Source organism: Hansschlegelia zhihuaiae (assembly GCF_004103825.1).
GTDB lineage: Bacteria > Pseudomonadota > Alphaproteobacteria > Rhizobiales > Methylopilaceae > Methylopila > Methylopila zhihuaiae.
Genome location: NZ_RYFI01000002.1, coordinates 49,761 through 57,695, shown reverse-complemented (window position 1 = coordinate 57,695; position 7,935 = coordinate 49,761). Strand labels below are relative to the sequence as shown.

Genomic DNA, 7,935 nt, shown 5'->3' with positions numbered 1-7,935 from the left:
CCCCGCGCCCCCGCCGATCGCGTAGCCGTCGAAGCCGAGCTCGACGAGGCCTCGGGCCGAGGCGCGGCGCAGATCCGGCTGGTCGCCGCCCTGGACGATGCCGAACAGCGCGCGGCCGTCGGGCGTCCCGAACTCGGTCTTGGACCGCTCCGCCCAGTCGAGCGAGAGCCGCATGGCGCGCTCGACCTCGACCCGGGGCGCAGGCAGCCGCACGCATTCGTCGAGCTGCATGGTGACGTCCGCGCCGAGCAGGCGCTGGATGTCGACCGAGCGCTCGGGCGTCAGGCGATGGGTTGAGCCGTCGATATGCGACTGGAACGTGACGCCGTCGGCGTCGAGCTTGCGGAGCGCCGCCAGTGACATGACCTGGAAGCCCCCGGAATCCGTCAGGATCGGCTTGTCCCAGCGCATGAAGGCGTGCAGCCCGCCGAGCGACGCGATCCTCTCCGCGCCGGGCCGGAGCATCAGGTGGTAGACGTTGCCCAGCACGACGTCGGCGCCGGTCGCGGCGACCTGATCGGCGTAGAGCGCCTTCACGGTCCCGGCCGTGCCGACCGGCATGAAGGCCGGCGTGCGGATGACGCCCCGAGGGAAGACAAGTTCGCCGGCGCGGGCGGCTCCGTCGATCGCCGCCACACGGAACGGGATGGCGCTCATCCGCGCCGCTCCGGGAGGAACAGGCAGGCGTCGCCGTAGGAGTAGAAACGGTAGCGCTCCCTGACCGCATGGGCGTAGGCGCGGCGGACGACGTCGAGACCCGCGAACGCCGCGATCAGCATCATCAGGGTTGAGCGCGGCAGATGGAAGTTGGTGAGCAGGGCGTCCACCGCACGGAACCGGAAGCCGGGCGTCATGAAGATGTCCGTCTCCCCCGAGAACCCCGCGAGCCGGCCGTCCGGCCCGACCGCGCTCTCGAGCAATCGGCAGGAGGTGGTGCCGACCGCGACCACGCGCCCGCCCCGACCCCGCGTTTCGTTCAGCGCCCCGGCGGTCGCGGCGTCCAGGACGCCGAACTCGGCGTGCATGCGATGATCGTCCGTGTCCTCGACCTTGACGGGCAGAAAGGTGCCGGCGCCGACATGCAGCACTGTCTCATGCCGCGCCACGCCGCGCGCGGCGAGCGCCTCCGACAGAGCGGGCGTGAAATGCAGGCCCGCGGTCGGGGCCGCGACCGCGCCGGGCTCGCGCGCGAACATGGTCTGGTAGTCGTCGGCGTCGCGGGCGTCCGTCGGTCGCTGGCCCGCGATGTAGGGCGGCAGCGGGATGTCGCCCGACGCCGCGATCGCGAGGTCGAGGTCCGGCCCGGCGAGGTCGAAGGCGAGCGTGACCTCGCCGCCCTCCCCGCGCGACTCGACGGTCGCGTCGAGGCGGCCGAGCAGACAGGCCATGCCCTCCGACGTCTCGCCGAAGCTTAACCGGTCGCCCGGCGCGAGCTTCTTGGCCGGCCGCGCGAACGCGAGCCAGCGCGCGGCGTCAAGGCGGCGATGCAGGAGGATTTCGGTTCGCGCGGCCGTCTCGCCGCGACGCCTGAGGCCGTAAAGGCGGGCCGGGATCACCCGCGTGGCGTTGACCACCAGCGCGTCGCCGGGTGCGAGAAGTTCGGGCAGGTCGCAGACGACGCGGTCCTCGAGCTCGGGCTCGCCGCCGGGACGCACCACGAGCAGACGCGCGGCGTCGCGCGGAACGGCCGGGCGAAGCGCGATCAGCTCCTCGGGGAGCTCGAAATCGAAGAGGGAGACGTCCACGCCGCTTGGCTCCGCAGCCGCCCGCCGCCTGGCGGGCGGCGTCGGATCAGAAGAAACGCACCAGCAGGGCGCCGGCGATCAGCAGCGCGATCCCTAGCATCCTGAGCAGCGTCAGGGGATGTTCGGAGACGCCCAGAACGCCGAAATGGTCAAGCAGAGCGGCCGTGATCAGCTGCCCGGCAATCACGAAGGCGGTCGCTGCGCCGATGCCGATCTTCGGCACGATGACGGTCATCATCGTGACATAGGCGGCGCCGAGCAGGCCGCCCGCGATCCACCAACCGAGCCCGACGCCGCGCCCAGCCGTGACAGCGCCGCCGACGCTCCCGCTCGCCAGCGCGAGCGCGGTGAGCGTCAGCGTCCCGACCCAGAACGAGGTGGCGGCCGCGACGACGTAGGAGCCGATCCCGCGGGCGAGGCCCGCATTGATGATCCCCTGCAGCGCGACGCCCGCGCCGATGGCGAGCGCCGGAATCGCGAAGAGCAGCTTCTCCAGCATTCCGGAGCGCGCCCCGCCTCGGATCAGGCGGCGTCGGCCGCGACCTTGATCGAGGTGATCTTGTCGGGGTTCTGCACCGGCTCGCCGCGCTTGATCTTGTCGACGTTGTCCATGCCGTCGGTCACCTTGCCCCAGACCGAATACTGGCCGTCGAGCCAGGGCGCGTCCTCGAAGCAGATGAAGAACTGGCTGTCAGCGGAATCCGGGTCCATGGCGCGCGCCGCCGAGACGGTGCCACGCACATGCTTCTCCTGTGAAAACTCGGCCTTGAGCTTCTTGCCGGAGCCGCCGCGCCCGGTGCCCTCCGGGCAGCCGGTCTGCGCCATGAAGCCGTCGATGACGCGATGGAACGCGACGCCGTCATAGAAGCCCTGGCGCACGAGCTCCTTGACCCGCGCGACATGGCCGGGGGCGAGGTCAGGCCGCAGCTCGACCGTCACTTTGCCCTGCGTGGTCTCGATCAGCAGCGTGTTTTCGGGATCGCTCATGGCGCGTCTCCTTGAAGTTTAGGTTTGGCTCCGTCGGCGCGTGGGCTCAGCCCGGCGCGCCCTCGAGCCGGATGGTCTTGACGGTGTCGGGACCCTGCACCACGCCGCCCTGTCCCTGGCCCTTCTTGAGCTGGTCGACGACGTCCATGCCGTCGATCACCTCGCCCACCACGGTGTACTGGCCGTCGAGCCAGGGGGCGGCCGCGAAGCAGATGAAGAACTGGCTGTTGGCGCTGTCCGGATCGGCTGAGCGCGCCATGCCGACGACGCCGCGCTTGAAACTCTCGCGGGAGAACTCCGCCGGAATGTCGGGATATTTGGACCCGCCGGTGCCCGTGCCGGTCGGATCGCCGGTCTGCGCCATGAAGCCCGCGATCACCCGGTGGAACGGCACGCCGTCATAGAACTTCTCGCGCACCAGCGTCTCGATGCGCTGGACGTGCTTCGGCGCGAGGTCGGGCCGCAGGCGAATCTTGACCGTTCCCTTGGTGGTCTCGAGCACGATCACCGGGCCGCCCGGCTGCTTCGGAGCGGCGCTTGCCGGCGCGGCCGAGAACGCCAGCGCCATGAGCAGTGCGAGAACGAATTTCATGACCAGGACCTTCCGGGGCGGGATGGCGTCAACGGGCGAAGCGTTCGGCGAGGCGGCGCGCGACCGGCGCGGGGACGAAGGCGGAAGCGTCGCCGCCCATGCTCGCGATCTGGCGCACGAGGGTCGCGCTGATCGGCCGGACCGCGGGGCTCGCCGGCAGCAGCACCGTCTGCAGCGCGGGCGCGAGTTGGCCGTTCATGCCGGCGAGCTGCATCTCATAGTCGAGGTCGGAGCCGTCGCGCACGCCGCGGATCAGGAGCGAGGCGCCCGCCGCCACCGCGGCCGACACCGCCAGGCCGTCGAACGTCTCCACGCGGAGCTCCGCGCCGGCGTCGGCGGCGAGCGGCCCGCAGGTCTCCTCCAGCATGGCGCGGCGCTCCTCGACCGAGAACATCGGCGCCTTTCCGGGATGGGTCCCGATTGCGATCACCAGCCGGTCCGCGAGACGGCATGCGCGCGCAGCCACGTCGACATGGCCGGAGGTCACGGGGTCGAAGGAACCTGGGTAATAGGCGACGCGGGGCATCAAGATCTTCAGGTCGGTGGGCGCGCCGTGCTTACCCGTCCGTCCGCCCGCCCGCAAGCTGCGGTATCCGTGAACCCCGCATGAACGGGCGCGCCATGCCCCGTTCAGTCCCGATCGTTAACTTGCCCGCCGAACATCAAGGGAGCTCGCGATGACGAGGACTGCGACGCGGGGGCGAAGCGTGAGGACGGCGGTGGCCGCACTCGCCGTGCTCTATGCGGTCGCGGCCCTCGCGGTGCTCGCGACGGCGTCGACCACGGGCGATCGATCGACGTTCGACCGGACGACCGAGGCGCGCCCCCTGGACCACCGTCCCCTCGGGCGTTAACCCCCGCCGCGAACCGGCGACGGCCACGGATTCCCGCCCCTCTCCGTGCCGAAGGCGCACGAGGACGCCCGGTCGCTTGCGGAGCGGCCGGGCGACCTGTTCGTTATCGGGCAGGGCCCGAAAAAAAGGCGGCGCCCACGAGAACCGCGGACGCCGCCTTGATTTTGGAGGCCCAGCCTGGATTTGAACCAGGATATGAGGACGTTCCCGCCCCCTGGGTAGCCATTCCCCCACCGGGCCATGCGGGAACGATAGGCTCCCGCGCCGCGGGGTGGCAAGACGATGCCCCGCTTATGCTTAACGGGACCTGAGTAATTCTACTGAAGGCGCGTTAACGGCCGTTCCAATCCGCCGCCCCTACTCCGCCTCGTCCTCGCCGATATAGTCGACCGACACCACACGCTCGCCTTCGGCCGTCTTGAAGACGGTGACGCCCTGCGTGGTGCGGCCGGCGAGGCGGATGTCGTCGACCGGGCAGCGGATCGTCTGGCCAGCATTGGTGACCAGCATGATCTGGTCGGAATGCTGGACCGCGAAAGACGCGACCAGCGGGCCGTTCCGCTCGTTCGTCACCATCGCGACGATGCCCTTGCCTCCGCGGCCCGTCACCCGGTACTCGAAAGAAGACGAGCGCTTGCCGTAGCCGTTTTCCGACAGAGTGAGGATGAGTTGCTCGGCCTCGCTCATCGACGCGTAGCGCTCGGCGCCAAGCTCGATGTCGGCGCCAGCCTCCGCGTCGGTCTCGGCCTCGGCCTCCGCCTCGGCGGTCGCGTCCTCGGCGACGCTCTCGCCCTGCCCGCGCCGGACCGCGTTGGCGCGCTTGAGATAGGCGACGCGCTCGTCGGCCGACGCCTCGAAATGGCGAAGGATCGACAGCGCGATGACGCGGTCGCCCGAGGCGAGCGTGATGCCGCGCACGCCGACGCTGTCGCGGCCCTTGAACACCCGCACGTCGGTCACGCGGAAGCGGATGCACTGGCCGAGATGCGTGGTCAGCAGGACGTCGTCGTCCTCCGAGCAGATTTGCACGTCGACGATGCTCTCGCCCTCGTCGAGCTTCATGGCGATCTTGCCGGAGCGGTTGACGTTGACGAAGTCGGAGAGCTTGTTCCGCCGCACCGTACCGCCCGAGGTCGCGAACATCACGTCGTAGCGCGCCCAGTCGGCCTCGTTCTCGGTGAGCGGCATGATGGTCGTGATGCGCTCGCCCGGATCGAGCGGCAGCATGTTGATCAGCGCCTTGCCGCGCGCCTGCGGCGCGGCGAGCGGCAGCTTCCAGACCTTCAGCTTGTAGACCTGCCCAAGCGAGGAGAAGAACAGCACGGGCGTGTGCGTGTTGGCCACGAACAGCCGCGAGACGAAGTCCTCCTCGCGCGTCGCCATGCCGGAGCGGCCCTTGCCGCCGCGGTTCTGCGCCCGGTAGGTCACGAGCGGCACGCGCTTGATGTAGCCGCCATGCGTGAAGGTGACGACCATGTCCTCGCGCTGGATGAGATCCTCGTCTTCGAAATCGGCGTCGCTTTCGAGGATTTCGGTCCGGCGCGGCGTCGCGAACTGGTCCTTCGCGGCCAGCAGCTCTTCGCGCACGATGGTCTGCACGCGCTCGCGCGAGCGCAGGATGTCGAGATAGTCGGCGATCTCGGCCGCGAGCTTGTCGAGCTCGTCCCTGATCTCGTCGCGGCCGAGCGCGGTGAGGCGCTGGAGCCTCAGATCGAGGATCGCGCGCGCCTGCTCCATCGAGAGCTTGTGGGTGCCGTCCTCGTTGATGCGGTGCCGGGGGTCGTCGATCAGCGCGATCAGCGCCTCGACGTCACGCGCCGGCCAGTCGCGCTCCATCAGCCGTTCGCGGGCGGTCGCGGGATCCGGCGCGGTGCGGATCAGGCGGATGACCTCGTCGATGTTCGCGACGGCGATGGCGAGGCCGACCAGCACGTGGGCGCGGTCGCGCGCTTTGCCGAGCCGGAATTTGGTGCGCCGGCTCACCACATCTTCGCGGAAGGCGATGAAGGCGACCAGCATGTCGCGGAGCGTCATGAGCTCAGGGCGGCCGCCGGTCAGCGCCACCATGTTGCAGCCGAAGCTGGTCTGCAGCGCCGAAAAGCGGAACAGCTGGTTCAGCACGACGTCGGCCACCGCCTCGCGGCGGAGCTCGATGACGATGCGCATGCCCTGACGGTCGCTCTCGTCGCGCAGGTCCGAGATGCCCTCGACCCTCTTGTCGCGCACCAGTTCGGCGATGTGCTCGACGAGCTTCGCCTTGTTCACCTGATAGGGGATCTCGGTGACGATCAGCGCCTCGCGATCCTTGCGGATCTCCTCGGTCTCGACCTTGGCGCGCATGATGACCGAGCCGCGGCCCGTGGCGTAGGCCGAGCGGATGCCGCCGCGGCCGAGGATGCGGGCGGCGGTCGGGAAGTCCGGACCGGGAATGATCTCGATGAGCTCGTCGAGCTCCATCTCGGGCTTCTCGATCAGCGCCACGCAGGCGTCGACGACCTCGCCGAGATTGTGCGGCGGAATGTTGGTCGCCATGCCGACCGCGATGCCGCCGGCGCCGTTGACCAGAAGGTTCGGGAACTGCGCCGGAAGGACTGTGGGCTCCCGTTCGGAGCCGTCATAGTTGTCCTGGAAGTCGACCGTGTCCTCGTCGATATGCGCGAGCAGCGCCATCGCGGGCTTCGCCAGCCGGATCTCGGTGTAGCGCATCGCCGCCGGCGGATCGCCGTCCACCGAGCCGAAATTGCCCTGCCCGTCCGCAAGCGGCAGCCGCATCGAGAAGGTCTGCGCCATCCGAACCAGCGCGTCGTAGATCGACTGGTCGCCATGCGGGTGGTACTTACCGATCACGTCGCCGACCACGCGGGCCGATTTTCTGTAAGGCCGGTCAGGGAAGTAGCCGTTCTCGTTCATCGAGAACAGGATGCGCCGATGCACCGGCTTCAGCCCGTCGCGCACGTCCGGCAGCGCGCGTGAGACGATGACCGACATCGCATAGTCGAGATAGGAGCGGCGCATCTCGTCCGCGATCGAGACGAGGCGGACATCGGACGGCTCGCCCGAAATCGGGTCGTTGGGATCGGCCAAGAGAACGGCTTTCGGAACGTTTCAGTCGGGCCGGAACCTAGACGATTCCACACCGGAAAGCCAACTGCGCGCCGCGATCGATCGACGTGAAAATAACGATTAGAATCAGATGCTTATGCTGGGGCCGCGTTGGCGCGAGGCAGGCATGTGCGGCGCTCGCAGGCCGGCGGCGCGACCAAGCGTCATTTTCGTGTCAAGCGGCGCTTGGCGAAGGCTCGTCCTGCCCTCCCCGCAGCGCGGGGCGGAGTTCGACCCAGATGGCGTAAGCCAGCGCCACCCCCATGGACGCCGCCGAGAACAGGATCAGGAAATCCGCCGAAACCGGCGCCGGCAGGCGACCGTCGGACACAGAGGGCGCATGGCCGTAGACCAGCATGGCGGGCGCGACCATGACCGCCATCCAGCCCGGAAAGAGCGCGGCCGTCGATCCGCCGCCGCCCAGTCCGTCGCGGCCCGAGAGGCCCATGACGAGCGCGGGCCCGGCCGCCGCCAGCACGATGGCGAACGATATGCTGATCGCTTCGGCGGCATGGCCCGGTCTATCCCTGACGCCCTCGAAGACCGCGGAGAGCGCGACGGTCGCGGCGTTCGCAGCCGCGACTACAAAGCTCCAGCCATAGGGCCCAAGAAGCCAAATGGCCGTGGTCGCGAGGGGACACAGCACCGCGCAAAG

At 69.4% G+C, this 7,935-nt stretch carries 8 protein-coding genes and 1 tRNA gene; all 9 read right to left on the bottom strand.

All coding sequences use genetic code 11. From position 1 onward, the window contains the following. On the bottom strand, window positions 1–657 hold a 657-nt coding region (locus EK403_RS22880; protein ID WP_245479462.1), incomplete at its 3' end, for a tRNA guanosine(34) transglycosylase Tgt. Further along, the gene (queA, locus tag EK403_RS02580; protein WP_128775954.1) at window positions 654–1,745 is read right to left on the bottom strand and encodes a tRNA preQ1(34) S-adenosylmethionine ribosyltransferase-isomerase QueA; all 1,092 of its coding nucleotides are present in this window, start codon (window positions 1,743–1,745) and stop codon (window positions 654–656) included. The genes EK403_RS22880 and queA, both read right to left, overlap by 4 nt. Window positions 1,746–1,791: 46 nt before the next feature. Next, window positions 1,792–2,244 carry a DMT family transporter gene (locus tag EK403_RS02575; protein ID WP_128775953.1) on the bottom strand — a complete coding sequence of 151 codons (453 nt, stop codon included), beginning with the start codon at window positions 2,242–2,244 and terminating at the stop codon, window positions 1,792–1,794. Window positions 2,245–2,267: 23 nt separating this feature from the next. Next, a complete protein-coding gene (locus tag EK403_RS02570) occupies window positions 2,268–2,732 on the bottom strand; it encodes a peptidylprolyl isomerase (protein WP_128775952.1) in 465 nt (154 codons plus the stop codon). 46 nt (window positions 2,733–2,778) lie between these two features. Beyond that, entirely contained in the window at window positions 2,779–3,324 is a 546-nt protein-coding gene (locus tag EK403_RS02565; protein ID WP_128775951.1) for a peptidylprolyl isomerase, read from the bottom strand. 28 nt (window positions 3,325–3,352) lie between these two features. Continuing rightward, entirely contained in the window at window positions 3,353–3,850 is a 498-nt protein-coding gene (gene coaD, locus EK403_RS02560; protein ID WP_128775950.1) for a pantetheine-phosphate adenylyltransferase, read from the bottom strand. Window positions 3,851–4,343: 493 nt separating this feature from the next. Beyond that, window positions 4,344–4,418: transfer RNA gene (locus tag EK403_RS22130), tRNA-Ser, on the bottom strand. A gap of 117 nt (window positions 4,419–4,535) precedes the next feature. Then, window positions 4,536–7,262: a DNA gyrase subunit A gene (gene gyrA / locus EK403_RS02555; protein WP_128775949.1), complete on the bottom strand. Its 2,727-nt coding sequence runs from the start codon at window positions 7,260–7,262 to the stop codon at window positions 4,536–4,538. 193 nt (window positions 7,263–7,455) lie between these two features. Continuing rightward, a partial coding sequence (locus tag EK403_RS02550; protein ID WP_164919471.1) for a hypothetical protein occupies window positions 7,456–7,935 on the bottom strand: 480 nt, incomplete at its 5' end.

Bases quoted from the DNA above. Each gene is read 5' to 3' on its own strand.
- EK403_RS02570 (WP_128775952.1), bottom strand. From the start codon at position 2,732: ATGAGCGATCCCGAAAACACGCTGCTGATCGAGACCACGCAGGGCAAA.
- EK403_RS02565 (WP_128775951.1), bottom strand. From the start codon at position 3,324: ATGAAATTCGTTCTCGCACTGCTCATGGCGCTGGCGTTCTCGGCCGCG.
- coaD (WP_128775950.1), bottom strand. From the start codon at position 3,850: ATGCCCCGCGTCGCCTATTACCCAGGTTCCTTCGACCCCGTGACCTCC.
- EK403_RS02575 (WP_128775953.1), bottom strand. From the start codon at position 2,244: ATGCTGGAGAAGCTGCTCTTCGCGATTCCGGCGCTCGCCATCGGCGCG.